This is a genomic window from Marisediminitalea sp., assembly GCF_984433645.1.
On sequence record NZ_CFIDRX010000060.1, the window covers coordinates 1 to 23,183 of the forward strand.

Here is a 23,183-nt window from a genome sequence, read left to right on the forward strand (position 1 = left end):
GGTAATCGTCGTCGCTGCTGCGAAAGACGGTGTCGCCCGACAGGTGTGTATCCGGCTCCCCGCGTGCAGCGTAATCGCTGTGTGACGTGCAGATAGCATCCACAAACTCGTCGCTGAAGGCAAATTGCGAAATCACTTCGTCGTTATTATTGTTCTTCACCCTGAAGTGAATATGAATAACGCGGCTGGAATACCAGCCTGGGAAACACGACGCGAAATCCACTCGTCCTGCACTGTCCGTGACTTTAATGCCGCGAAACCATTTTGCCGCTAAGGCTGCCTGGTCATTTCCGGTACAAAATCCAGAGCTAAAACCATTCGCATCACTGCTGTCGCTGGTATCACCGGAATAAATGCCTTCAACGTCGCAATGCCATACTTCGATTTCATAGCCAGAGAGCGGATTACAATTTGCGTCCACCAGCTGTAAACACAGCATCATCGGCAAACCGGTTTGCCCTTCTGATATGTCGTCGCGGTACTCGCTGTCGAAATAACAAGGCCCCTCGGTCAGCGCTTCAGTTAACTCAACCGAGCAGGTGCTGCTGTTCTCAAACAAGCTGTCATCCGGGAAATTCTCTGTAATGGAAGACGTCCCGCCTGTGGCCCAGTCTGTGGTAGTCGTCACACCGCTGTTCGCCGTGCTGCTCCCCGACGAAGACCCGCTGCTGCCGGCAGAACTCCCCGTACCCGAGGAGGAAGATGAGGAAGAAGATGCGGCTGAAGTGGCCGTTGTACCAGACCCTCCGCATCCAATAAGCCCAAAAACGGGCGTTGCCAGGGCTGCGCCCAGCAAAGAACGAATGACACGGCGACGCTGCACTGTATGGTTTAATTTAACGGGTGGTTGACGGTCCACAACGATTTACTCCAAAAATACCAGATAACAGTTTGGCAGTGCTGAGGTCCGTTAATTCAGGTCTTTACTGAAGTTTTACATTCTCGTCGAGTTGGTGTTTGAGTGCGGTATTAAAGCGTTGCATAAAGTCAGCATCCACACGCTGCCGACTAAACATAAAATGCACCGGAGTTTGATTAATGATCGCATCACTGATGTGCAGGTCGGTTACCCCTAATTCCTGTCCGGCAGCCTGAATGACGTTGATATCACCTACCACCGCCGACACTCTGCCCAGCTTCAGCAACTGCATTCTGCGAAGGGTACCTTCAGCATGGACAAGCTGAGACGGATACGTCTCACGTACATGATACCGGAACCATTCACCAAACCAGCCGCTGTTGTTTACAGCAACCAGGCCGCCTTGCTGCAATATTTGCTCAAGATCCTGTTCATGCCAGTCAGGATGTTCAGACCCCAGGTAAGCAAACACAATGGTTTCAAGTCGATATGGAATGGAGAAAAGGTTTTGTTCGCGGCGTTGTGGAGTCGATACCGCGCCCAGCGTAACGTCTACATGGCCACGAGAGATATCCCGGCCCATCCGTTGTTCGGGCAGGTCAACCGCCAGAAGTTCATGCCCCAGACTTGAAAGTGTCCGATGCAACAACGCATAGTCTTCGCCTGCCACATTGCCTGCTGCATCAACATATACATAAGGCTTCCAGTCTTCAGACATAGCAAGGTACAAGGTTTCACCCTGCGCGCCTCCGGCAACGGCCAGCAAAAGCCAGGTCGTACTCAGTATGTACCTTAAGCGGTTGGCTATCATTTTGAAATCCTTTTACTTTCAATGGCCCATCCCCACCTTCTTCACTTATTTTGCCCTTGACCTGATGGTCAGGTGGACAAACCAGCACAGTATCGCAAGGTTGATTCGGCACCTGTTGACAGGAAGTGTATTACACCCGCCAAAAAATGCCGCGCCGATACATCCATAATAGCGGCAAATAACAAATTAAGCAGAAAAGCAGCGCAAAACACAATGAGGCCAGTTTGGGATCACCGATGAATTGGGTGATAGGTTGATAGAGCCAATACTTCACAGTCACACCGTCAACGCGAATCATTAACAGCAAACGGGCCAACACGCCTGCAATCATGTACAGCGCAATGCTGTTAGTGCCCGCCACCAATAAAGGATGTCCGGGTTTGAACAATGAAAAACGGGTATCCAGGGCCATAAAGGCCCATAACACACACACCATAATACCGCTGGTTACCAACACAAATGTAGGCGTCCACAATGCCTTGTTCACAGGAACCCAGGCGGACAAAGCAACCCCTATTACAATGCCAGCAAGCGCTACAATCAAAGTTTGCACTGTGGCGCGTTTGTCTGTAATTAAGTAGCGACCTGCAACTACGCCCAACAAGCAACTGCTCACCGCCGGTATGGTCGACAACAACCCTTCCGGATCAAAAGCAAAAGGGCTGGCATCGGCATAATAAAGATGCGATGCGCCCAGTATCAGGTTGTCAAGGTACGCAGCCAGACTATTACCGTGCAACCATAACCCCTGATACGTTTGTCCATCCGCAGCACTATAAGGCACAAAACGCATAAGCAGCCAGTAGGCGACTAATAGCCCGATGGCAACGGTAAAGTACCGTCGCGGTGGGGTTGCGCACATTAGCAGCACGGTAAGCAGATAAACTATTCCCAGTCGCTGCAACACACCCAGATAGCGCAGGGTTGCCAAGCGATCATTGATCCAGTCGTAATCGGGTACTGCGAAATTAAACCAGAACAAGTACAGGAACCAGCCGAGCAGCACGAGGGTTGCACCTCGTTTCAACGCTGTCAGGCACACCCGCTTACTGCCTGATGCGGCGAGTGCTTTGGGCAATTGAATCGCGAGGGTAACGCCCATGACAAAGATGAAGCCGGGGAATACCAGGTCGGTAGGTGTCAGACCATGCCAATCAGCATGAAGCAAAGGCGCATAAACGTGCTGCCAGGAGCCGGGATTATTCACCAGTAACATGGCAAAAATAGCCAGCCCTCGCAGCGCATCAAGTGCCTGAACACGGTGTGTCATTCAATGGTAACCGGTGATTGACCAGGCATGGGGATGTGCCCTAACAAGCCCGCTGCCAGTGCGGAAAAGACCGCGCCTTCAGCAACCTCGCCTTTGGGCTTTTGACTGATTGTGACGTTGTAGCCAAAGGTGGCAACGCCGGCATCGACGACATTGCGGTATTCACTCAACATATAGGGTGTGCGCAGGGCAACCATCACTGTTTTAACCTGGTTCGCTTTTGCCTGTTCGGTCAGGCTCTTCACCCAGCGATCTATTGCGGCTTTGTCGGGCCTTGCTCTCCAACTGGCTAAGTCGTCCATGCCACCCATTTCAGCCATACTGTGCTGCGGCGTGATATCACCAATTATCAGTGCATCAGCGCTGAGTAACGGCGATAAATCAGGTTGAGTGGCGATACGATTGAGTGACATACACACCGTCGTTATGCCTTTACCGTACTGTTTGAGCGCATTCGACAGCGCGTCGCAACGCGCTTCGTCGGGCATGACCAGAGCGAAGTGTTTACCCTTCAGCGGCAGTACGCCGTTATCGAAGACCTTGGTCAGTGCCGCTTCTGCCAACTCACGCTCCAATTGCTGATTGTCAGCCATCGGCAGTGCCGCCGTCGCCTCTTCCAGACGCTGAGTAAGTGGCCGGGCAATAAAGTCATCGAGCTTATACGCTTGTTTCGCTGCCAGAATACGCTGCAGCGATGCATCCATCTCTGCCGCATTCAACTCGCCGTGTTCACGGGCCTGAATCCACTGTTTATACAAAGCGCGAAATTGCTTAATCCCCTCAGGGTTACGGATAGCGAATGGCATTAACGCAATATCGGCCCCCGCATTGAAGGTTTTGATTACCGCATCGCGATGATCAACATATTGAGCGATACCGGCCATATCCAGGGCGTCAGTCACAATGAGGCCGTTGTAGCCCATGTCTTCGCGTAGCAGGCCGGTCAGGATTTTCTTCGACAACGTAGCGGGTAACACTTTTTGCTCGCCGTCGCGGGTAATGAATGTTGTGTCATCCAACGCGGGATACTGAATATGCGCAGTCATGATCATGGCCGGGTAGTCCGCTTGCTCAATGGCATGCTTAAATGGCAATAGATCCACAGCATTAATGGTCGCTGCGTCGTGTTCAACCTTTGGCAGGCCGGTGTGGCTGTCTACATGAGTATCGCCATGACCCGGGAAATGCTTGAGCGCACTCATTACGCCATGCTGTTGTAAAGCTGATACCGCTGCCGCGCCCATTTCAGCCACCTGCTCAGGCGACTCGCTATAGGAACGAACGTTAATAACCGGGTTGTCTGCATTGAGATTAACATCGACTGTGGGGGCAAAATTGACGTTAAAGCCTAATAATCGAATAGATTTTGCAATACCCGCGTTCACACTCGACGAGAAAGCGGTGCCGTGGGTGGGATACGTTGCGCCAATTGCCATGTTGCCTACAAACCGGGTAGCTACAGCGTCGGGCAATCTCGCCACTCTGCCACCTTCCTGGTCAATCGCCACAAACAGTGGCGGCAAACCGGCCTCTTTCGCGATAGTTTGCAACTGATAATTCAGCCGGACCACTTGCCCGGTCTCTTCCAGGTTTTCTGCAAACAGAATAACGCCACCGATTTTGCCCTCGCGGATGACAGCCTCCAGTTCTGGCGACAAGGCGGTTACCGGTGTCTTACAGTGTTTCTCGTCTGTGCCGTCTTCGCAGTAATAGCGCAAATCCAGCATGAGCTTTTGACCCAGCCATAACGTGGACTCACTGGATGACGAACAACTCGCCGTTACGCTCAGCATAGCCAGTACTCCCAATACCCCATAAAATCCTCGCAACATCATACCCGCTTTCCGAATGGCAGTTTCATTATTCATGCAGCTTACCCGATTCACACTAAAAAATAAATTATTCCAACAATCGCCATTTCCGACCAAAAACATCGGTGAAAAACAACCTGAGCTCAATTAACCTGCGTCAACTATGCACGCGCCAAACTGCCAAATAAATGAGACATAATCAGGAGGACGCCTCATGCCTAACGAGAAACACAGCTTGGGTCTAATTTGGAATATTTTATTATTTACTTTCGGTTTCGGTATTGCTAATTTGGGGTAAATACTGACCACTTACCTAGGATGCTCCCTGCTTATGCGTGCATTACGCCACTCGTTAACGTTAATTTTCTGCGCTTTGCTGGTTATCAGTTGTAGCAGCCGTAACGTTATTCAAATGCCGTCCAGTAACTACGGCGAAAGGGTGAAGTCTCTGGTTATCCACTTTACTGCCATCGATTACGCAAAGTCGGTTGACGCACTGGTGAAAGAAGGTGGCCTAAGCGCACATTACCTGGTACCTGAATCAAACGACCCGTCAGATCCGGTAGGTAATCCCCGTGTCATTCAACTGGTCGATGAAAACAAGCGAGCGTGGCATGCTGGCAAGAGTTACTGGCAGGGCCGTACTGGTCTGAACGACCATTCCATTGGTATTGAAATTGTTAATGTACCTACTTGCGAGCGTGATGGTCAGCTAGGCCCCTCGTTGGCTGAGCATGGCAATAATCGCCTTTGCCTTTTCCCCGACTATGACCCCAAACAGATTGAAGTGGTCATTGAACTGGCAAAAGACATCCTGGCGCGCAACCCCGACATTCACCCTACCGCCGTTGTAGGGCACTCTGATATTGCCTTCGACAGAAAAAATGATCCCGGCCCGCGCTTCCCCTGGTACCAGCTTTATCAACAAGGCATTGGCGCCTGGTACGACAACGACACGCTGGCCCACTACTGGAAGCAATTTAACGAACAGCCGGCTTCGGTCGGACTTATTCAGGCTGCATTCCGCGCCTATGGTTACGGTGTGGTCGAAACGGGCATTAGAGACAGCAGCACACTGAATGCCGTATCGGCTTTTCAAATGCACTTTTTACCCTGGCATGTCACGGGCGAGCCTGACAGCCGCACCGCGGCGGCCTTATTCGCCCTGCTGGAGAAGTATTTTCCAGCCAGCGCAGAAAATCTCCTGGCCCGTTATGACAAGGAACTCCAACCGTCTGAAGCCCAGGTATACGAGCCGAAACACGGCCAAATCGATACCCTTGTTCCGGATACAGAGCCAACCAAGCGCGCCTTTGTGACTGACCGATTTGCTTTTAAAAGTTATCAGGGGCGTGGGGAGTTGATTGTCGAAGCAACAGAACCCACCCGCGCCGAGATTAATGTCAATGGTGAGACCCTGACGCTGGACCAGCCTTTTTTACCGGGCGCCCCCTACCATTACTCACTGGCCCGGCGAACCCGTAATGGCATGAATACGCTGTCTGTGAGTCAGGTTGAGCCCAGTACCGCTGAACTGCGAGTAACGGTACCTTTCCCTACGCTCAAAGATGACACGGCCAAGTACCAACAACAATTCAGTGCGGTAGATACCCTGATTAATCAGGAAGTAGAAGCAGGCTTTCCCGGTGCGGTCCTGCTGGTAGTTAAAGATGGCGCCATCATTAAACGAAGCGCCTACGGGTTTGCCAGGCGCTATGATGCAACGGGTCAGCCTTTGGCCTTGCCTCAGCCAATGCAAACCAACACCGGCTTTGACCTGGCGTCTAATACCAAAATGTTTGCAACGACCTTCGCGCTTATGCGGTTGGTTGAAACCGGCCAGCTCGATGTAACCAAACCCATCCAGTATTACCTGCCAGAATACCAGGGTGATGGACGTGAAGCCCGCAGAGTGAGCGACTTACTTTCACACAAATCCGGATATGCCCCGGAGATCCCGTTCCATAAACCAGACAATCCACTGGGCCCGGCATTCTACTCTCAGGACAAACAGCGCACATCCGAGTTATTGATTACGCAGGTGCCGTTCAACATCGGCAATGGGCTCACCACGGCCTATAGCGACACCAATTTTATGCTGCTTGGGTTGTTAGTTGAGCGCATCACCGGCATGCCTCTCGACCAGTTTTGCGAAGAACAACTGTATACCCCACTGGGTTTGACCCACACGCGTTTCAATCCGTTGCTTAAAGGCCACCAGTACGATGAATTCGCTGCTACAGAACTGATGGGCAATACGCGTGGCGGCCGGCTCGACTTCCCCAACATTCGCACCTACACCTTGCAAGGTGAAGTACACGATGAAAAAGCATTCCATGCCATGCAAGGTGTAGCTGGCCATGCCGGGCTGTTTTCTACAGCGGATGATCTGGCCGTGATGACACAACTGCTGTTAAACGGCGGTGGCTACGGCAATGTTCAGTTATTTGAAAACAGCGTTCTCAATGCGTTTATTAAGCCAGATAACCGCTTTTGGAGTTACGGGTTGGGGTGGCGTCGCGCCGCGAATGGCCAGAACCGCTGGCACTTTGGGCCATATGCCAGCGAACAGGCTTTTGGCCATACCGGATGGACAGGCACGGCGACAGTAATCGACCCTGCTCTGGATTTGGCCGTCATCCTATTGACCAACGCCCGACATTCGCCCATTGTGGAAGACGACGACGGCAATCTGCAATTTACCGGGAAAACCTTTGAAACCGGTAAATATGGCAGTATTGTATCGCTGGTTTACGAGGCGGTCCTCAACCGCTGATCCCAGGCATTAATGCCACGCTAAAAGAACAACAACAGGGCTTTACACTATGGAATGGGTTTCCATTATTCCACCGCTGGTTGCGATATTGATTGTTTTCTGGAAGAAAGAAGTCATTATGGCGCTGCTCATGGCGGTATTATGCGCTGAAGCGCTTATTCTTCTTACTTCCGCAGACGGGCTCCTATTACTGGCTCCCATTACCTCTATTGAACGGGTTGTCGATGTTGCCACCAGTGCGGGAAATACCCGCATACTGCTGTTCAGTGTACTGGTCGGCGCGTTACTGGCTTATATTCGCGAGTCCGGTGGCGTCACCGCAACTGTTAACTGGCTCACCCAGCGCGGCGTTGCCCGCAGTCGTCGTCAGGTAGGCGGATTAACCATGGCGACCGGTATTGTGGTATTCATCGAATCGAACCTTAGCGTGCTGACTGCGGGTATTTTTGCCCGGGGTCTGTTCGACAAGTTTGGCATGAGCCGGGCACGGCTGGCTTATCTCATCGACAGCACCAGTGCGCCTGTGTGTATTCTCATTCTGTTAAACGGCTGGGGTGCCTTTGTGCTGGGCATGCTGGACACTTATGATTTACCTGAATCGTCGGCCAGTATTCTGTGGGGCTCTGTACCCTTTAATTTCTACGCTATTATTGCCTTGGCGATTGCGGCGTACACGGTCTTTGCCGACAAAGTTCACGGTCCAATGGCAAAAGCTGAGCAACAGCTTAGCAGCAACCAGCAGTCACTAGAGGCGGCGCCAGCCACCAAGGCAAGCTATATGGTTGTGCCTATTGTGACCATGGTAGTCAGTATGGTGGGCTTTATGCTGTGGACCGGTAACGGTGTACTTGCACAGGGCAGTGGCAGTAAATCCGTGCTGTACGCCACTATTCTGGCAACGGCTGTCGCCTATCTCATGCTGGTTTTTGGCAAGCGATTTACCCATCACGAAGCGGTAGAAACCGGCTTCAAAGGCATGGGGGAAATTCTGCCGCTGGTCACGATTGTACTGCTTTCACTTACATTGGGCAGCAGCCTGAAAGTACTCGGCACCGGGGTTTTCGTAGCCGGACTGGTTGGTGAGTACTTACCTGTTGTTCTCGTGGTGCCCATGCTGTTTATCGCCGGAGCGATCATGTCATTCACTACGGGGACGTCCTGGGGCACCTTTGCTATTCTGATCCCCATTGGGGTGCCGCTCATTCAACAACTGGGACTCCCCCCTTCACTGGTCATTGGTGCTATTCTGGGTGGCGGGGTATTTGGTGACCATTGCTCACCCATATCAGATACAACAGCAGTTTCATCCATCGCTTCCGGCTGTGATTTACTTGAACACGTTAGAACTCAACTGCCCTACGCCCTGGTTGGCGGCGGGTTAACACTCATCGCTTACCTGATCACAAGTATTATAATGGTGGGATAACAATGCGCATTTTACTAATTACATTAGGGCTGCTTGGCTTAGTCGCCTGTTCAAACCAACCTACAGAACAAACCACATCCGATTACGCAGTAGCCATGCCCGACAAGTTCGGCGCCCAGGTTGCCATAGACGTGCTGGAACAAGGCGGCAATGCGGTTGATGCCGCCATTGCTGCGCAATTTACGCTGGCGGTCACCTACCCGGAAGCCGGCAACATCGGCGGCGGCGGCTTTATGACTATCTACATCGACGGTCAGCCTGACTTTCTGGACTACCGAGAAATGGCACCAGAAGCCGCATCTCGCGATATGTACCTGGACGAAGACGGCAATGTTCACCCTACCGACTCTTTGTTTGGCGCGAAAGCCTCTGGTATTCCCGGCACCGTTGCAGGAATGTGGGAAGCACACCAAAAATACGGCAAACTGCCCTGGGCAAGACTGGTTCAGCCCGCGGTAACACTGGCCAAAGACGGCTTTCATGTTCCCCCGAAATTAGCCGGACGTGTTAGCCGGTATATTAAACGCCTGCGTGACAATGAACGTGACAGCAACTTCGAACACTATTTTGGCGCAGCCACGGAAGCAGACGTCTTATTTACACAACCTGAATTGGCGGCAACGCTGGCGCGTATTCGCGACCAGGGACCTGATGGCTTCTACAAAGGTGACACTGCTGACGCTATCGTTGCCTACATGCAAAAAACCAATGGCCTGATGACCCACGATGACCTTGCCAACTACCACGCAAAATGGCGCACGCCACTGGCATTCGATTGGCGTGGTTACAAAGTGGTTACGGCTCCACCGCCAAGTTCAGGGGGGATAGCGGTAGCACAGTGGCTGGGTATGGTTGATACGGTGCTAAAGACCAATATTATGCCTGCGCACAATTCTGCACCTTACCTGCATATGGTTTCGGAAGCAGGAAAACGTGTATTTGCAGATCGTGCCGAGTATTTGGGTGACCCGGATTTCTTTGATGTCCCGCAAAGTGAACTTATACAGCCTGCCTATATCGAAAGCAGAGCAAAAGACATTAACCTGACAGCCATTTCCCCCACAGAAGGTATTGCACCCGGCTTGCATGAAAGTGAAGACACCACTCACTTCTCTATCGTCGACAAGTGGGGCAATGCCGTTTCCAACACCACCACCATTAACCTGAGTTTTGGGGCAGGTGTGGTTGCAGAAGGGGCGGGCTTCCTGCTGAACGACGAAATGGATGATTTCAGTGCTAAACCCGGCGTGCCAAATTTCTTTGGTGCAATCGGTGGCGAAGCCAATGCCATTGAACCCTACAAGCGTATGCTGTCTTCCATGACGCCTACAATTGTGCTTGAGGACGACAGCGTGAAGCTGGTTACCGGGTCACCAGGCGGCACCACGATTATTTCTTCTGTGACACTGTCGATTTTTAACACGCTGCTGTACGGCATGACGGCAGAAGAGGCGGTGAACAGCCCGCGTTTCCACCATCAGTTGTGGCCCAAAGACACAATCCGCGTACACGATGGGTTTAACAAAGCCACACTGACGGCGTTAGAAGCCATGGGCTATACCATCGACGACCGCCGCTTTGGTGACCTGCACCTTATTCTCAATGAAAACGGCAAGCTGTCTGCTGCTTCAGAGAAAAACGGCCGCGGTAAGGCCATTGTTCGCAACACCCAATAACACAGTCAGTTGAGGGAGTTTTGCGACAAGCAGCTCCCTCATTAAACGCACTCGTCCTGCTCTTTTAAGTAATCCGACAGCGCCTTGCCCTTTTCATCCCGAAACCGTTGTGGCGATGCGGAAAAGTCCGAAATCCGATCCAGCCGGAAATTCCTGAAGTTCTGACGCATTTCACACCACCCGGCCAACAGCCAGATTGGGCTAAACGAAATCAGAGCCAAAGGGCGAATTGTCCGCTCGGTAAGCTGGTCACTCAGGTCCAGATAACTGAATGTGACAAATTGCTTTCGCCTGATACATTCGCGCACCTCGGTAAAATTCACTTTCCAGGGAATTTTATAGCGACTAGGTGCTGAAAACGTGCTGATTTGGGTAAGCTCGTGGATCATAGGCGCAGTGAGCGTTGCCTGTATTTTCTCATATGCACTTTTCGCTTTGCGGGCAAAGGCAGCGTCCGTCCAGTTACTTACCATACCAATGCCCAGTGCTATGGCTTCTATTTCATCGGCATCAAACATAATTGGCGGCAAGTGGTACTGTTTATCAATTACATACCCAACCCCCGCCTCACCAGTGATGGGAATGCCGCTGTCCATTAAATCCTGAATATCCCGATAAATAGTTCGCGGGCTGACCTCAAATAATGCTGCCAGGGTGTCGGCAGTGACAGCCTGATGCATCCTTCTCAGGTGATGCACAATTTCGTTGAGTCTTTCCGCCTTTCGCATGTGTTTGTCGTCCGTTGTTCAGGGAGATCCAAGAATAGAAAAACTCTACTGACACTTACTGTCAGGAGTCAACGAATACTATGAAAGCGTCTGTTAACCAACAACCACAAAGGAGACGAAGATGATTGGTTATATACTGGTAGGCACAGCTGATTTGGCACGAGCAGGCGCATACTACGACGCGCTACTTGGTACGATTGGCGCTGAGCGTTTTATGGAACAGGACAATTACTTTATTGCCTGGGCGCGAAACCAAGGGGAAGTCTCGTTTGGCGTCACCCTGCCATTTAACAAAGCGCCCGCAAGCGCAGGCAATGGCAATATGGCGGCCTTTGCGCTGGACACACCAGAACAGGTGAACGCCTTTTACCAAAAAGCCCTAGCGCTGGGTGGCACCTGTGAAGGTGCGCCAGGCTTCAGGCCAGAAGATGCAGAGAGAGGCTTTTACGCCGGCTATTTTCGCGATTTGGACGGCAACAAGCTGAACGCATTCTGTATGGTACAGTAAGCTGGCAGCAGTGGGTTTTGCGGTTTGCCTCACCTGGCATGCCGCATTATTCCTTTAAAAAACGAGAGGGTTATTTAAGCGTTAACGGGGGCAGATAGCCAGTATAAAAGCCGGCTGCAGCAATGATAATCCCCAGGCCGATCATGGCACAGGTAAATCCGGTATGAGCCCGGCGCTGGCTGAAAATAGCGCGTTCGTGAGATTTGGATTGTGGGTAAAACCCAAGAGTGAAGACCTTACAGACGGGCCAGCCTACGGCATAACACACACCCCAGAATAACCAGTCAACCAGCACCTTTGTGAGGGAACGGGAACGTCCCCGATGACCATCAGATATAAGCTCTTCACGCATGTCTTCGCTCCTTTATTTTTATTATTAGTGGCGATCAAGTTAGTTGGACATTGTTAATTCAATTTAGTTTCTGTCGATTCATACTGACTGTTGTGCAGTAATTGCGCCTGGGCAATCTTCTGCTCTGACTCCGCCTGGGTCATGACGTCTTGTTCCACCAGCCACTGGAACTTTCTAATTTCATTTTCCAATTCGTTGTCAGGATTAACCTCACCATACCAGTCCAGCAACTGCGCTTTGCGGCGGGCATGCAGTGTTTCAACAATCTGTTGGTGTTGCTTATTTTGCATTACCAGCACGTTACCACGCTCTGTTCTGAATACCGAATAGCGGGTTTTAGAAAAGTGGGCCCATAATACGCAGGCCATGCCCACCATCAACCAGAACCCCTTTCCAGACAGGCTCAGGTCATTAAAAATCGCCCAGCCTATTTGCGCTACGCCCAATGCAATCCAAAGCAAGCCGACATTGCGTAACCACTCGTTCTGCTCAATGGATACCGAGGACTTTTGCGGTAAATCGACATAGTTGAGATCTATATCCCCGGAACCGGATTTATCTTCGTAAGCAAAATTGAAATGGTCGTCCCTGAGCGTAAACGTTTGTTTTACGCCGCGCTTCTTTTGGATAAACTCCATTTATCTCTTTCCCGTTATCAAGACTACACGAGCTTTACAGCATCGAACTACAATATACCCATACTAACAATAAGTTAGCAAAAAAGGCCAGCATCAATTTGTGTATTTTTTAATCTACCGCAAATAGCTGCCCCATGTCTTTGAATGCCTTGAATTCAAGTGCATTCCCAGCCGGGTCCTTAAAAAACAATGTGGCCTGCTCCCCAGCCTGACCTTTGAAGCGGATATAAGGCTCAATCACAAACTCTACCTTCGCGGCAACCAATCGGTCGGCTAACTGTTGCCAGTCAGCCATAGTAAGTACGACACCAAAGTGCGGTACAGGTACATTGTGCCCATCCACGCTATTGTACTCAGGAGGCGTTGGCATACGCTTAACGCAATGCGTGACTAACTGATGTCCATACATATCCCAGTCAATCCATTGGGTATCGCTGCGGCCTTGCTTAAAGCCCAACAAGTCGCCATAAAACGCCCGGGCTTTGTCTAAATCATCTACAGGTATGGCTAGGTGAAACGGTTGCGTCATGACTAAACCTTAAATCGACGAATAAAAATTACTACATGTCTTCGCGTAAGCAGCAAATTACTGCCAAGTGCGAACCATATTAAGAAATAAAGCACGAAACGCAAAGCGCAGTAAGATAGTTTGAGGTGGTTAGCCGTTTCGCGTAGGCAAGGCGGCTTTTCAGTGATTAAGCCCCGTTGCTAAAGCAGTTTTTTCAACAGATAGCGTTTTCGTGCACTGGAGGGTGCGTAACGAATGGCTGCATCAAACCAGAAGCTGCGCTTCATAACGCTTTTTTGATGTGAGAACGTATCGAATCCAAACTTACCGTGATACCGCCCCATGCCGCTGTAGCCGGTTCCGCCGAATGGCAGTTCCGGGTTTGCCATGAACATCATTACGTCATTAATGCACACACTGCCTGCACTGACTTCGTCAATCATTTGCTGCTGCACTGACTGGCGCTGACTAAACAAATAACCAGCCAGAGGCTTGGGTCTGCGCTTCACAAAATCAAAGGCTTCCTGGACACTGCTCACTTCAAGCAATGGCATCACCGGGCCAAAAATCTCTTCCTGCATTACCGGACTGTCAATATCCGGGTTGAGTACAACGGTGGGTGCAATACGCAAGGCGGCCTCGTCTACCTGCCCGCCAATAACAACGTCCTGTTGCTGCATGTATCCACGGATGCGGTCAAAATGGGTCCGGTTAACAACGCGTCCGTAATCCGGGCTGGTAAGGGGTTGTGCGCCATACTGCCGGTTGATTTCCTGCTCCAGCAGTGTGAGAAATGCCTTTGTTACACTGCGCTCAACCAGCAAATAGTCCGGCGCAATACACGTTTGGCCAGCATTGGTCCACTTGCCCCACACGACACGTCGGGCACTGGTGGCCAGATCGGTGTCGCTGTCGATAATACACGGGCTCTTACCGCCAAGTTCCAGTGTTACCGGGGTCAGGTGTTTAGCTGCGGCCTGCATGACGATTTTGCCGACTCGGTCGCCACCGGTATAGAAAATATGATCGAAAGGTAATTCCAGTAATGCAGCCGCTTCATCTTTACCGCCTTCGACGACAGAAATCGCATCGCCATCAAGGTAACGCGGGATCAAAGTGGCCATGAGCGCTGAACTTGCCGGCGACAACTCGGAAGGTTTTAAGAGTGCGCAGTTCCCTGCCGCCAGCGCCGCAACATACGGAGCCAAGGTAAGTTGTATGGGATAATTCCAGGCACCAATTATTAATACCGTGCCCAAGGGCTCAGGCTGGATAAAGCTGCGACCAGGCTGAGCAACGATTGGCGTACTCACGCGGGACGGCTTCATCCATTGCTTTAAATGCTTTTTAGTATGTTTGATGTCGCTGAGCAGGAAGCCGACTTCAGTGGTCCAGGCCTCAGTTTGGCTTTTACCCAAATCTTCTGAAAGCGCTTCACACAGTGCTTTTTCGTTTTCTGTGAGCAGGCGCAGTAACGCATCCAGCTGCGCTTTTCGCCACGCATAAGTACGTGTTTTGCCGAGCTGAAATGTTTGCTGTAACCGCTCAAACGTGTGTGCGATTGAATGAGTTTGCGACATCTGAAATCCACTCCACCGTAACTGGACCGACCTATCGTAACACTAATTACCACCAATCCGCATAGAAGATTAGTTTTCGCCACAGAAGCGTTGGGTAATGATGGTATTACAGGCATAAAAAAGCCCCGATGAACGGGGCCTTTAAACTCAGAGACTGTGTACGACTCAGGCGTCGTATGGGTGACGCATAACGATAGTTTCGTTACGGTCCGGCCCTGTAGAGATAATGTCTACCGGCACACCGGTCAGCGCTTCAAGGCGTGCGATGTAGTTCTTCGCGGCCTGAGGCAGTTTCTCGTAGTCGGTTACGCCAAACGTGGTTTCGCTCCAGCCAGGCATCTCTTCGTACACTGGCGTGACCAAATCATAGCCATCAGCTGCCATTGGCGGCACATCTTTGATGTTGCCATCAGCGTCTTTGTAGCCCACACAAATTTGCAGGGTTTCCAGACCGTCCAGTACGTCCAGCTTGGTTAAGCAGAAACCGGTGATCGAGTTAATTTGTACTGCGCGCTTCATGGCAACCGCATCAAACCAACCAGTTCGACGCTTACGACCGGTAGTCGCGCCAAATTCGTGGCCTTTAACACCAAGGTGTTCGCCTACTGCACAATCCAGCTCCGTTGGGAACGGGCCAGAGCCAACGCGAGTAGTATAAGCCTTAACGATACCCAGCACATAGTCGAGGTTCAGCGGACCAAAACCCGCACCTGTTGCCACGCCACCTACTGTGGTGTTTGAAGACGTTACATAAGGGTATGTACCGTGGTCGATATCCAACAACGTACCTTGTGCACCTTCAAACATGATTGGCAGACCGGCTTTTTGCGCTTTGTCCAGTTCGTCAGTTACGTCGACAACCATGGCACGCAGAATGTCTGCTACAGCCAGTGCATCCGCTAAGGTTTTGTCGAAATCAACCGCTTCTTCACCGTAATACTGAGTCAGTGTGAAGTTGTGAATATCCAGTACTTCTTTCAGCTTAGCGGCAAAGTCTTCCGCGTTAAACAAGTCGCCGACGCGCAGACCACGACGAGACACTTTGTCTTCGTAAGCCGGACCAATACCACGACCCGTGGTACCAATGGCTTTGTTGCCACGCGCTTTTTCACGCGCCACATCCAACGCGATGTGATAAGGAAGAATAAGCGGGCAGGCTTCACTGATTTTCAGGCGATCGCGAACCGGTACACCACGCTCTTCGAGCATAGTCACTTCGGCCATCAGTGCATCCGGGCTCAATACCACACCGTTACCGATAATACAGGTTACGTTGTCGCGCAGGATACCAGATGGAATTAAGTGCAGAACGGTTTTCTCACCGTCGATTACCAGGGTGTGGCCAGCATTGTGTCCGCCCTGATAGCGCACAACATACTTTGCCCGGTCAGTGAGTAGGTCTACTACTTTACCTTTACCCTCGTCACCCCATTGAGTGCCGAGGACTACAATATTTTTAGCCATGAGTCGAGTATGTGTAAAAAATTAGGCGTGGATTCTATCAAAATTACCCTGCCCTGATCATCTGTTTTATGCACAAATATTCAGCACGAAGGGATTTAATAAGTAATATCTTACATTTAATAGCAATAACAACACCGAAGTACTGCTTGCAGGAGAATGAGATAACGCGTTTAAGCTGTCAACCAGTAAAGCAGGATCGCCCCCGCAGCAACAGTAATCCCACCAACCTGCCTCAGTTGGCTGGCAGACAGTCTGCTCAGCTCCTGAATATAGGCTTTCCACCGATTGGGAAAACACAAAGGGCCCAGCCCTTCCAGAATCACGACCATTGCCACTGCAGGCCAGAACCACTCAGGCATTTTTTGTTTTCCTTCAATTTTTTATGTTGCAATACAGCATTTCCCACTATACTCAGCGTACACTTGTTAACTGAAAATGCCATGCTATTTCCTAATTTAGGTCAGTTTAGCCTGACAGTGTCCAACAATATACTTGAAGTTTATGTGACCGGCGCCTGGGATCTTGCCATGGCGAACTTGCTGGTGGATGAAATGCTGCCGATATCAGAAGAGTTTAATAACGTTCACTGGGCAGCCATTATAGATTGTCGTCGATGGGTACTGAGTACACCTGAGTCACAGGTGAAAGTGCGTGAGGGGATCGCCCGAAATATTGAGAAAGGCCTGCGCCGCGCCGCCTACGTAGTCGATACTAACCACATTAAGCACGTTCAGTTGGAGCGCACCAATCCACAATTGACAGACTCCAGTCCAACATTGCAGGCGTATGAACGCCAGTATTTCAGCAGCTACCTGGAAGCGCTGAAATGGCTTCAAAGCGAAGGATACACACCCTGAGTGGCAAGCGCACTCAGGGTTCAGCTTAGTACATCAGGCTGTATACTTTGCGTCGATAGGTCGACTTGAGCGCATCGCCATCCGGTAGTGCATTAATGACATCCAGCATAAACTTCTTCGCTTCCCCAAACCCAAAGTCTTTTAACAACACGCTGTACAACAATTCCAGTGCTTCTTCTGAGCGCTGAACCTGATAAAGCGCAACCGCCAAATCGACTTTCACCTGCAGATTGTCCGGTTCTGCTTCGGCCTGTTCGAACAAGGCACGGATTTCGGGTGTGTCTGCCGCTTGCTCAGCCAGCTCAATTTTGCCCTGTAATGTTTGATAACGCTGGTCCTGATCGACCATCTTAATTTCGCCGAGTAAGGTTTTGGCCGGAGGCAGCGCACCGGTTTCAATCAAACAATCGATGTACAGGTATTTACTGTCGATGTTGTCCGGGTTAATTTCGTAGGCTTGCTTGGCAAACGGAAATGCCCCTGCATAATCACCTTCAGACAAGCATTCCGAAGCCTTCTGCAGATATTCATCTTCAGGCGCTGGCAGGTATTTCGCCAACATTGCGCGTATTTCTGACTCGGGTTGCACACCGGCAAACCCGTCAATGGGTTGCGCGTCTTTTACAACCATCACGGTAGGTAAGTTGCGAATGCCAAACTGGGCAGCCACTTCCTGCTGACGCTCGCAGTCAACTTTCGCCAACAGCAAAGTGTCTGGGTAATCGCCGGCGATTTTTTCCAGGATCGGCATCAAATCTTTACATGGCTCACACCACTCGGCCCAAAAATCAATCAGGACCAGTTTCTCTCTGGAGGTTTCCAGAATAACCTGTTGGAAATTCTCGACGGTCAGGTCAACAATATTGTTCGACATCATCTGCTGTTTGCTCATTTGTCTGTAATTTGCTTTGTTTAACAATAAGGGCATCCTGAACACAAAAACAAGTACAAGTTTGGGCTTTGTCCTAAACTAACGAAAACAATAACAACGAGGCAGTCATGACAGAAAAAACCAACGGCCCATTTACTAGCTTTGCGGCATTTTACCCTTACTATCTTGACGAGCACCGCGACCCTCGCTGCCGCCTTATGCATTTCATCGGCTCTACGCTGGTAATAGCCTTATTGATATTGTCTGTTGTCACGCAGCATTGGATGCTGCTGTGGTGCCTGCCTGTAGCGGGCTATGGCTTTGCCTGGTTAGGTCACTTCGCGTTTGAACACAATAAACCAGCAACGTTTCGTTACCCTTTTTACAGTTTGATGGGCGATTGGGTAATGTATAAAGATATCTGGACAGGCAAACTCTCTCTGACAACGACGGAAAAGCGGGACAATAAATAATATGAAATACCCTATTAAAACCCTGGCGCTGGCCTCTTCACTGCTTTGCGCGGGAAGCTGGGCGGGAGCAACTGAGCATTCCAATTACTTTGACTATGCACATATATTCGAGCTGGAATATGCCGCTTCGCCGGTATTTACGCCAGACGGCAAGCAGGTTATCTACGAGCGACGCAGTAATGACATTATGCAAGACCGTACGCATATCAGCCTTTGGCGGTACGATCTGAAAAAAGGCACGCATCGTCCACTTATCTCTGAAGGTGCGAATGTACGAAGTCCGGTTATCTCACCGGATGGCAAAAAGCTGGCTTACCTGTCAGACAGAGACGGCAGTCAGCAACTTTACGTACGTTACCTTGACACCGGCGATGAAGCCAAACTGACGAACCTCAGCTACTCGCCGGGCAATGTTGTATGGTCACCAGACAGTAAACATTTGGCTTTCACGCTGTTTACGCCTGCATCGGAAAAGCCGCTGTTTACCGGCATGCCCGCCAAACCCGCAAAAGCAGAGTGGGCCCCATCTGGCAAGTATATTGAAAAGATGAATTACCGCTTTGACGGCGCAGGCTATGCTCCGAGTGGATTTTCACAAATCTACGTATTGCCTGCTGAAGGTGGTACGCCGCGCCAATTAACGTTTAATCCGTATCCCAATAATGGCGATATAGTCTGGAATAAAGCCGGTAGCCATTTGTACTTCTCCATGAACCCTAGCGATAACTTCGCCATGGAAGTCATGAGCAGCGACATTTATCAGATTGATGTAAAAACAGCGAAGGTAACGCAGGTTACTGACATGCCGGGGCCTGAATCTTCCCCCATGCTGAGCCCGGATGGTAAATACCTTGCCTTTCGTTACGTGAACGATCGCAAGCTGAGCCACCAACAGTCAGATATTTGGGTGATGAAGCTGGCTAATGGTGACATGCAGAACATCACTGAAAAACTCGACCGTCAGGTTGGTCAGGTAGAGTGGGCTTCCGACAGTGACGGGCTGTATATTAGCTACCAGGATCACGGTGAAGTAAAACTGTCACTGTTCGAACTGGATGGCGACGAGGAATCGCTGAATATTAGCTTGTCAGGACAGTCACTTGGTCGCCCTTATACCTCAGGGCAATTTGCGGTATCAGACAATGACGAGATAGCCTACACCTATTCCACCGGTACCCGACCTGCAGATTTATATCTTCGCAGTAAGCGCGGCAAAACCAGTGCGATTTCTGATTTAAACGAAGATGTGCTTGGGCATCTGACCATGCCAGAGATCCAGCCATTAACGGTTGAATCATCGGTAGACGGCAAAACCATTGAAGCCTGGATGCTGTTACCACCGGGCTTTGATGCCAGCAAGTCTTACCCGTTGATTCTGGAAATCCACGGCGGACCGCATACGGCCTATGGCCCTAACTTCAGCGCCGAAATTCAGCTGATGGCTGCGAAAGGCTACATTGTTGTGTGGTCGAACCCACGCGGCAGTACTTCATACGGTGAAGATTTTGCGAACCTGATTCATCACAACTACCCATCACAGGATTACAACGACCTGATGGACGTGGTTGATGGGGTGATTGCAAAAGGCAACGTAGACACCAACAACCTGTTCATTACCGGTGGCTCTGGCGGTGGTGTGCTAACAGCCTGGTCTATTGGTAAAACAGACCGCTTTGCCGCAGCCGTGGTCGCTAAGCCGGTTATCAACTGGATGAGTTTTGCACTCACCGCTGATGCTTACCCCTATTTCAGCCAGTACTGGATGCCGGGTATGCCCTGGGATATTCCTGAGCACCTTTGGAAGCATTCTCCATTGTCGCTGGTCGGCAATGTGACGACCCCGACCATGTTGCTAACCGGTGAAGCGGATTACCGCACACCCATCAGTGAATCTGAGCAGTTTTATCAGGCCTTGAAGCTCCAGGGGGTTGATGCAGCCATGCTGCGTTTGCCAGGCGCGTCACATGGTATTGCGTCCAAGCCTTCCCGATTAATTCAGAAGGTAGGCAATATTTTGGCGTGGTTTGAACGGTATCGCACCAGCGAAGAGACTAAGACTGCCGCAGGTTCAGAATAAACCGGCGCGTCAGTGACTTTGAGCAGGTTATCGTAACCATGCGGTAACCTGTTCGTCGATATAAGCGTTGTGAAATAGTAGAAAGCGCGCGACCCCTTGTGGTAGCGCGCTTTTTTTAGTTTATAGCTTTGGCATCACTTGCAGTAATTTGCCGTTGTCTTCGTCGGTTAACACATAAATAAACCCGTTCGGGCCGACTTCAACATCGCGGATCCGCTCGTTGCGATCTTTCAGGTATTCCGTTTGTGACTCCGGCTCGCCTTTGTCGTTAAAGCTGATTCGACGTAAATGACGGAACTTCAGCGCACCAACCAACAAATCACCCTGCCAGGCTTTAAATACGTCGCCTTTGTAGAACGTCATGCCGCTGGGCGCAATCGAAGGATTCCAGTACAACACGGGCTGTTCCATGCCTTCCTGATGGGTTTTATCAGAAATGATATCGCCATTGTAATCAATACCATAGGTGATTACTGGCCAGCCATAGTTGTTGCCGGCTTCGATCAGGTTGATCTCGTCTCCCCCTTTGGGGCCGTGTTCCATTGCCCAGACCTCACCGGTATCGGGGTGAACAGTCAGGCCCTGAATATTGCGGTGGCCATAGCTGTATACCTCGGGTGCTTTGCCGTCGGTAAAGGGGTTGTCTTTCGGCACACTACCGTCTTTTTCTATACGCACAATCTTGCCGAAGTGGTTATCGGTGTTCTGCGCTTCTTTCATGTATTTATAGCGATCACCTAACGCAACATACAGGTCGTTTTCTGTATCAAACGCTAGGCGGCAGCCGAAGTGAAAGCCGTTGTCGACTACGGAGTCAGCAATGAAAATGTCTTTCACATTCTTAAGTTCACCCGCGGTGTAGGTTGCACTGGCAACAGAAGAGCTGCTGCCGCCCTCGGTTGGACGTGAATAGCAAAAGTAAATGGTCTGATTGCTGGTAAAATCCGGGTCAGCAATGACGTCCAGTAAGCCACCCTGGTTGTTTGCCACTACCTTGGGCACGCCTTTTAATGGCGCACTCAATCCTGAACCAAATTGAAAAGCCCGCATCTGGCCACTTCTCTCGGTAATCAAGACCTCACCGGTGGGCAAAAAAGTCATCCCCCAAGGATGGTCCAGACCGCTCGCTAATTCGTTAACGGTTACGTCTTCTGTCGCTTGGCTGCTAAACGCAACAGCACCGGCCAGGGCCAGTGCTGTGAGTTTTGCAACCTGTTTAATAGGCTGCTTCATTATTGTTTTTCTCGTTATTCGATTAACAGATTTTAATTACTGTACCATAGCGCGTAGCATCCAAGCCGTTTTTTCGTGGACTCGCATGCGATCTGAGACCAGCGCCGCGGTAGATTCATCGTCAGCGTCTTGCGCAATACTCAGTACACTGCGACAGGTTTTTACCACCTGCTCATGACCATGGGTCAGCAAACGGACCATCTCAGACGCTTCCGGTACGCCATCAACTTCTTCAATCGAACTTAACTCTGCGAAAGCCCGATAAGTACCTGGTGCAGAAAATCCAATGGTACGAATACGTTCTGCAATATCGTCTACCGCTACGGCGAGCTCCGTGTAGTGCTCTTCGAACATCAGGTGTAATTCGCGGAATTGCGGACCCGTGACATTCCAGTGAAAGTTGTGGGTTTGCAAATACAGGGTGTAAGAGTCTGCCAGTACTTTTTTCAGTCCTCCGGCAATGGCTTCGCGATCGGCTTCTGAAATACCAATATCAATCTTGCTCATCATTAACTCCTTAGCGTTAATTTATTGCATTGTTTATAGAGGGAAAACGACCAATTGGATTCGTTTCCTCGAAAAGCATTACTCGTGGTGGTGATGAGAGTGCTCACCAGCGCCCGCGCCAACAGTAACCGTGGTAGTCATGGACGGCTGATCTGCAAAGGTGAGGGTCAGGTTAAATGACGCCCCCTCCACTAACGGCTTTACCAGGCCCATAAGCATGACATGGTAACTACCCGACTTGAATTCAACCATTGCGCCGGGCGCTACGTCGATGCCATCGGTGATTTGTCGCATCTTCATCATGTCGCCTTCCATTACCGTGGTGTGAAGCTGGGCATCTGCAGCAATGGATTCATCCACGCTCACGCCGGTAAGCGTAACCGCTTTGTCACTGTGGTTCATAACCGTGAAATACACCGCAGCGGTTGTAGCCATGGCAAACGTGGCCCGGGCTTTGACATTGTGAACCATAACGCCTTGCATGGCATTTACCCATTGGAGCCCCATCAGGCTAAATACACACAGACACAGCGCAAAAGCGCGTTTTAACGTTGACATTCCAGACACCAGCCTTGTTTTTCGTCATCAGTTGATGACTATCAATGTAGACGATAAAAGCCTGTTAAAACAAGCAAGAAATAGCTGAATGTTGATCTTGAACAGGCGATTCGCCTGATTGGAAAAAACGATTTGAGAAAAGGGGGAAATGGTGCCGACTGCCGGAATCGAACTGGCGACCTACTGATTACAAGTCAGTT

The 23,183-nt window shown here is 50.6% G+C and carries 23 protein-coding genes; 8 read left to right on the forward strand and 15 right to left on the reverse strand.

The features are described from left to right. A partial coding sequence (locus tag AC4MRN_RS09580) for a dioxygenase family protein (protein WP_491203144.1) occupies positions 1-559 on the reverse strand: 559 nt, incomplete at its 3' end. 25 nt (positions 560-584) lie between these two features. Between AC4MRN_RS09580 and AC4MRN_RS09585 the strand changes: the two genes are divergently transcribed. After that, entirely contained in the window at positions 585-851 is a 267-nt protein-coding gene (locus AC4MRN_RS09585) for a hypothetical protein (RefSeq protein ID WP_370239898.1), read from the forward strand. 72 nt (positions 852-923) lie between these two features. On the opposite strand, the gene AC4MRN_RS09590 is transcribed toward AC4MRN_RS09585, so the two are convergent. The 3 genes from AC4MRN_RS09590 to AC4MRN_RS09600 all read right to left on the reverse strand — a co-directional run bounded on the left by AC4MRN_RS09590 (position 924) and on the right by AC4MRN_RS09600 (position 4,808). Continuing rightward, complete coding sequence (locus AC4MRN_RS09590; protein ID WP_491203145.1) at positions 924-1,670, reverse strand: substrate-binding periplasmic protein; 747 nt, start codon at positions 1,668-1,670, stop codon at positions 924-926. Positions 1,671-1,800: 130 nt separating this feature from the next. Continuing rightward, positions 1,801-2,940, reverse strand: coding sequence for an acyltransferase family protein (locus tag AC4MRN_RS09595; RefSeq protein ID WP_491203146.1), 1,140 nt, complete (start codon positions 2,938-2,940; stop codon positions 1,801-1,803). After that, entirely contained in the window at positions 2,937-4,808 is a 1,872-nt protein-coding gene (locus tag AC4MRN_RS09600) for a glycoside hydrolase family 3 protein (protein WP_491203147.1), read from the reverse strand. Before AC4MRN_RS09600 ends, AC4MRN_RS09595 begins: the two co-directional genes overlap by 4 nt. A gap of 274 nt (positions 4,809-5,082) precedes the next feature. Between AC4MRN_RS09600 and pbp4b the strand changes: the two genes are divergently transcribed. Genes pbp4b through ggt form a run of 3 tightly spaced genes read left to right on the forward strand, consistent with a single transcriptional unit; the run spans position 5,083 to position 10,629 of the window. After that, positions 5,083-7,527 carry a penicillin binding protein PBP4B gene (gene pbp4b, locus AC4MRN_RS09605; RefSeq protein WP_491203148.1) on the forward strand — a complete coding sequence of 815 codons (2,445 nt, stop codon included), beginning with the start codon at positions 5,083-5,085 and terminating at the stop codon, positions 7,525-7,527. Positions 7,528-7,576: 49 nt separating this feature from the next. Further along, positions 7,577-8,953, forward strand: a complete 1,377-nt coding sequence (locus tag AC4MRN_RS09610; protein WP_491203149.1) for a Na+/H+ antiporter NhaC family protein — start codon at positions 7,577-7,579, stop codon at positions 8,951-8,953. A 2-nt stretch (positions 8,954-8,955) separates the two neighbouring features. Next, positions 8,956-10,629, forward strand: coding sequence for a gamma-glutamyltransferase (gene ggt, locus AC4MRN_RS09615; RefSeq protein ID WP_491203150.1), 1,674 nt, complete (start codon positions 8,956-8,958; stop codon positions 10,627-10,629). 41 nt (positions 10,630-10,670) lie between these two features. Here ggt and AC4MRN_RS09620 read toward each other — a convergent pair whose 3' ends face one another. After that, positions 10,671-11,357: a helix-turn-helix transcriptional regulator gene (locus AC4MRN_RS09620; protein ID WP_491203151.1), complete on the reverse strand. Its 687-nt coding sequence runs from the start codon at positions 11,355-11,357 to the stop codon at positions 10,671-10,673. Positions 11,358-11,478: 121 nt separating this feature from the next. On the opposite strand from AC4MRN_RS09620, the gene AC4MRN_RS09625 reads away from it, so the two are divergent. Next, on the forward strand, positions 11,479-11,865 hold the full coding sequence (locus AC4MRN_RS09625) for a VOC family protein (protein ID WP_073324382.1): 387 nt from the start codon (positions 11,479-11,481) through the stop codon (positions 11,863-11,865). A 70-nt stretch (positions 11,866-11,935) separates the two neighbouring features. On the opposite strand, the gene AC4MRN_RS09630 is transcribed toward AC4MRN_RS09625, so the two are convergent. The 6 genes from AC4MRN_RS09630 to AC4MRN_RS09655 form a co-directional block, all read right to left on the reverse strand. Next, a complete protein-coding gene (locus AC4MRN_RS09630) occupies positions 11,936-12,217 on the reverse strand; it encodes a hypothetical protein (RefSeq protein WP_155013519.1) in 282 nt (93 codons plus the stop codon). Positions 12,218-12,270: 53 nt separating this feature from the next. After that, a complete protein-coding gene (locus AC4MRN_RS09635; protein ID WP_491203152.1) occupies positions 12,271-12,855 on the reverse strand; it encodes a hypothetical protein in 585 nt (194 codons plus the stop codon). Positions 12,856-12,964: 109 nt separating this feature from the next. Beyond that, a complete protein-coding gene (locus AC4MRN_RS09640) occupies positions 12,965-13,384 on the reverse strand; it encodes a VOC family protein (protein ID WP_073324379.1) in 420 nt (139 codons plus the stop codon). A gap of 179 nt (positions 13,385-13,563) precedes the next feature. Beyond that, positions 13,564-14,943 (reverse strand): aldehyde dehydrogenase family protein, encoded by a 1,380-nt coding sequence (locus AC4MRN_RS09645; protein ID WP_491203153.1) that lies wholly within the window; start codon positions 14,941-14,943, stop codon positions 13,564-13,566. A 165-nt stretch (positions 14,944-15,108) separates the two neighbouring features. Beyond that, complete coding sequence (locus tag AC4MRN_RS09650) at positions 15,109-16,407, reverse strand: adenylosuccinate synthase (RefSeq protein WP_073324377.1); 1,299 nt, start codon at positions 16,405-16,407, stop codon at positions 15,109-15,111. Positions 16,408-16,577: 170 nt separating this feature from the next. After that, positions 16,578-16,766, reverse strand: coding sequence for a DUF2065 domain-containing protein (locus AC4MRN_RS09655; RefSeq protein ID WP_155013516.1), 189 nt, complete (start codon positions 16,764-16,766; stop codon positions 16,578-16,580). 81 nt (positions 16,767-16,847) lie between these two features. Between AC4MRN_RS09655 and AC4MRN_RS09660 the strand changes: the two genes are divergently transcribed. Further along, positions 16,848-17,264, forward strand: a complete 417-nt coding sequence (locus AC4MRN_RS09660; RefSeq protein ID WP_073324462.1) for a hypothetical protein — start codon at positions 16,848-16,850, stop codon at positions 17,262-17,264. A 25-nt stretch (positions 17,265-17,289) separates the two neighbouring features. Here AC4MRN_RS09660 and AC4MRN_RS09665 read toward each other — a convergent pair whose 3' ends face one another. Next, entirely contained in the window at positions 17,290-18,156 is an 867-nt protein-coding gene (locus AC4MRN_RS09665; RefSeq protein WP_491203154.1) for a tetratricopeptide repeat protein, read from the reverse strand. A gap of 107 nt (positions 18,157-18,263) precedes the next feature. On the opposite strand from AC4MRN_RS09665, the gene AC4MRN_RS09670 reads away from it, so the two are divergent. Together AC4MRN_RS09670 and AC4MRN_RS09675 are read left to right on the forward strand one after the other, a co-directional pair. Further along, complete coding sequence (locus AC4MRN_RS09670; RefSeq protein WP_073324375.1) at positions 18,264-18,608, forward strand: Mpo1-like protein; 345 nt, start codon at positions 18,264-18,266, stop codon at positions 18,606-18,608. Position 18,609: 1 nt separating this feature from the next. Then, a complete protein-coding gene (locus AC4MRN_RS09675) occupies positions 18,610-20,685 on the forward strand; it encodes an alpha/beta hydrolase family protein (protein ID WP_491203155.1) in 2,076 nt (691 codons plus the stop codon). 120 nt (positions 20,686-20,805) lie between these two features. Here the strand turns inward: AC4MRN_RS09675 and AC4MRN_RS09680 are convergent, their stop codons facing one another. The 3 genes from AC4MRN_RS09680 to AC4MRN_RS09690 form a co-directional block, all read right to left on the reverse strand. Then, positions 20,806-21,936, reverse strand: coding sequence for a PQQ-dependent sugar dehydrogenase (locus AC4MRN_RS09680; RefSeq protein WP_370164352.1), 1,131 nt, complete (start codon positions 21,934-21,936; stop codon positions 20,806-20,808). Between the two features lie 18 nt (positions 21,937-21,954). Next, positions 21,955-22,425 (reverse strand): Dps family protein, encoded by a 471-nt coding sequence (locus AC4MRN_RS09685; protein ID WP_487965506.1) that lies wholly within the window; start codon positions 22,423-22,425, stop codon positions 21,955-21,957. 78 nt (positions 22,426-22,503) lie between these two features. Next, on the reverse strand, positions 22,504-22,983 hold the full coding sequence (locus AC4MRN_RS09690; RefSeq protein WP_491203156.1) for a copper chaperone PCu(A)C: 480 nt from the start codon (positions 22,981-22,983) through the stop codon (positions 22,504-22,506). Positions 22,984-23,183: the final 200 nt, after the last annotated feature.

Coding starts and splice junctions, on each gene's coding strand:
- ggt (WP_491203150.1), top strand. CDS start 8,956: ATGCGCATTTTACTAATTACATTAGGGCTGCTTGGCTTAGTCGCCTGT.
- AC4MRN_RS09590 (WP_491203145.1), bottom strand. CDS start 1,670: ATGATAGCCAACCGCTTAAGGTACATACTGAGTACGACCTGGCTTTTG.
- AC4MRN_RS09655 (WP_155013516.1), bottom strand. CDS start 16,766: ATGCCTGAGTGGTTCTGGCCTGCAGTGGCAATGGTCGTGATTCTGGAA.
- AC4MRN_RS09585 (WP_370239898.1), top strand. CDS start 585: ATGGAAGACGTCCCGCCTGTGGCCCAGTCTGTGGTAGTCGTCACACCG.
- AC4MRN_RS09600 (WP_491203147.1), bottom strand. CDS start 4,808: ATGAATAATGAAACTGCCATTCGGAAAGCGGGTATGATGTTGCGAGGA.
- AC4MRN_RS09670 (WP_073324375.1), top strand. CDS start 18,264: ATGACAGAAAAAACCAACGGCCCATTTACTAGCTTTGCGGCATTTTAC.
- AC4MRN_RS09645 (WP_491203153.1), bottom strand. CDS start 14,943: ATGTCGCAAACTCATTCAATCGCACACACGTTTGAGCGGTTACAGCAA.
- AC4MRN_RS09630 (WP_155013519.1), bottom strand. CDS start 12,217: ATGCGTGAAGAGCTTATATCTGATGGTCATCGGGGACGTTCCCGTTCC.
- AC4MRN_RS09640 (WP_073324379.1), bottom strand. CDS start 13,384: ATGACGCAACCGTTTCACCTAGCCATACCTGTAGATGATTTAGACAAA.
- AC4MRN_RS09620 (WP_491203151.1), bottom strand. CDS start 11,357: ATGCGAAAGGCGGAAAGACTCAACGAAATTGTGCATCACCTGAGAAGG.
- AC4MRN_RS09685 (WP_487965506.1), bottom strand. CDS start 22,425: ATGAGCAAGATTGATATTGGTATTTCAGAAGCCGATCGCGAAGCCATT.
- AC4MRN_RS09635 (WP_491203152.1), bottom strand. CDS start 12,855: ATGGAGTTTATCCAAAAGAAGCGCGGCGTAAAACAAACGTTTACGCTC.
- AC4MRN_RS09625 (WP_073324382.1), top strand. CDS start 11,479: ATGATTGGTTATATACTGGTAGGCACAGCTGATTTGGCACGAGCAGGC.
- AC4MRN_RS09690 (WP_491203156.1), bottom strand. CDS start 22,983: ATGTCAACGTTAAAACGCGCTTTTGCGCTGTGTCTGTGTGTATTTAGC.
- pbp4b (WP_491203148.1), top strand. CDS start 5,083: ATGCGTGCATTACGCCACTCGTTAACGTTAATTTTCTGCGCTTTGCTG.
- AC4MRN_RS09660 (WP_073324462.1), top strand. CDS start 16,848: ATGCTATTTCCTAATTTAGGTCAGTTTAGCCTGACAGTGTCCAACAAT.
- AC4MRN_RS09665 (WP_491203154.1), bottom strand. CDS start 18,156: ATGAGCAAACAGCAGATGATGTCGAACAATATTGTTGACCTGACCGTC.
- AC4MRN_RS09650 (WP_073324377.1), bottom strand. CDS start 16,407: ATGGCTAAAAATATTGTAGTCCTCGGCACTCAATGGGGTGACGAGGGT.
- AC4MRN_RS09675 (WP_491203155.1), top strand. CDS start 18,610: ATGAAATACCCTATTAAAACCCTGGCGCTGGCCTCTTCACTGCTTTGC.
- AC4MRN_RS09610 (WP_491203149.1), top strand. CDS start 7,577: ATGGAATGGGTTTCCATTATTCCACCGCTGGTTGCGATATTGATTGTT.
- AC4MRN_RS09595 (WP_491203146.1), bottom strand. CDS start 2,940: ATGACACACCGTGTTCAGGCACTTGATGCGCTGCGAGGGCTGGCTATT.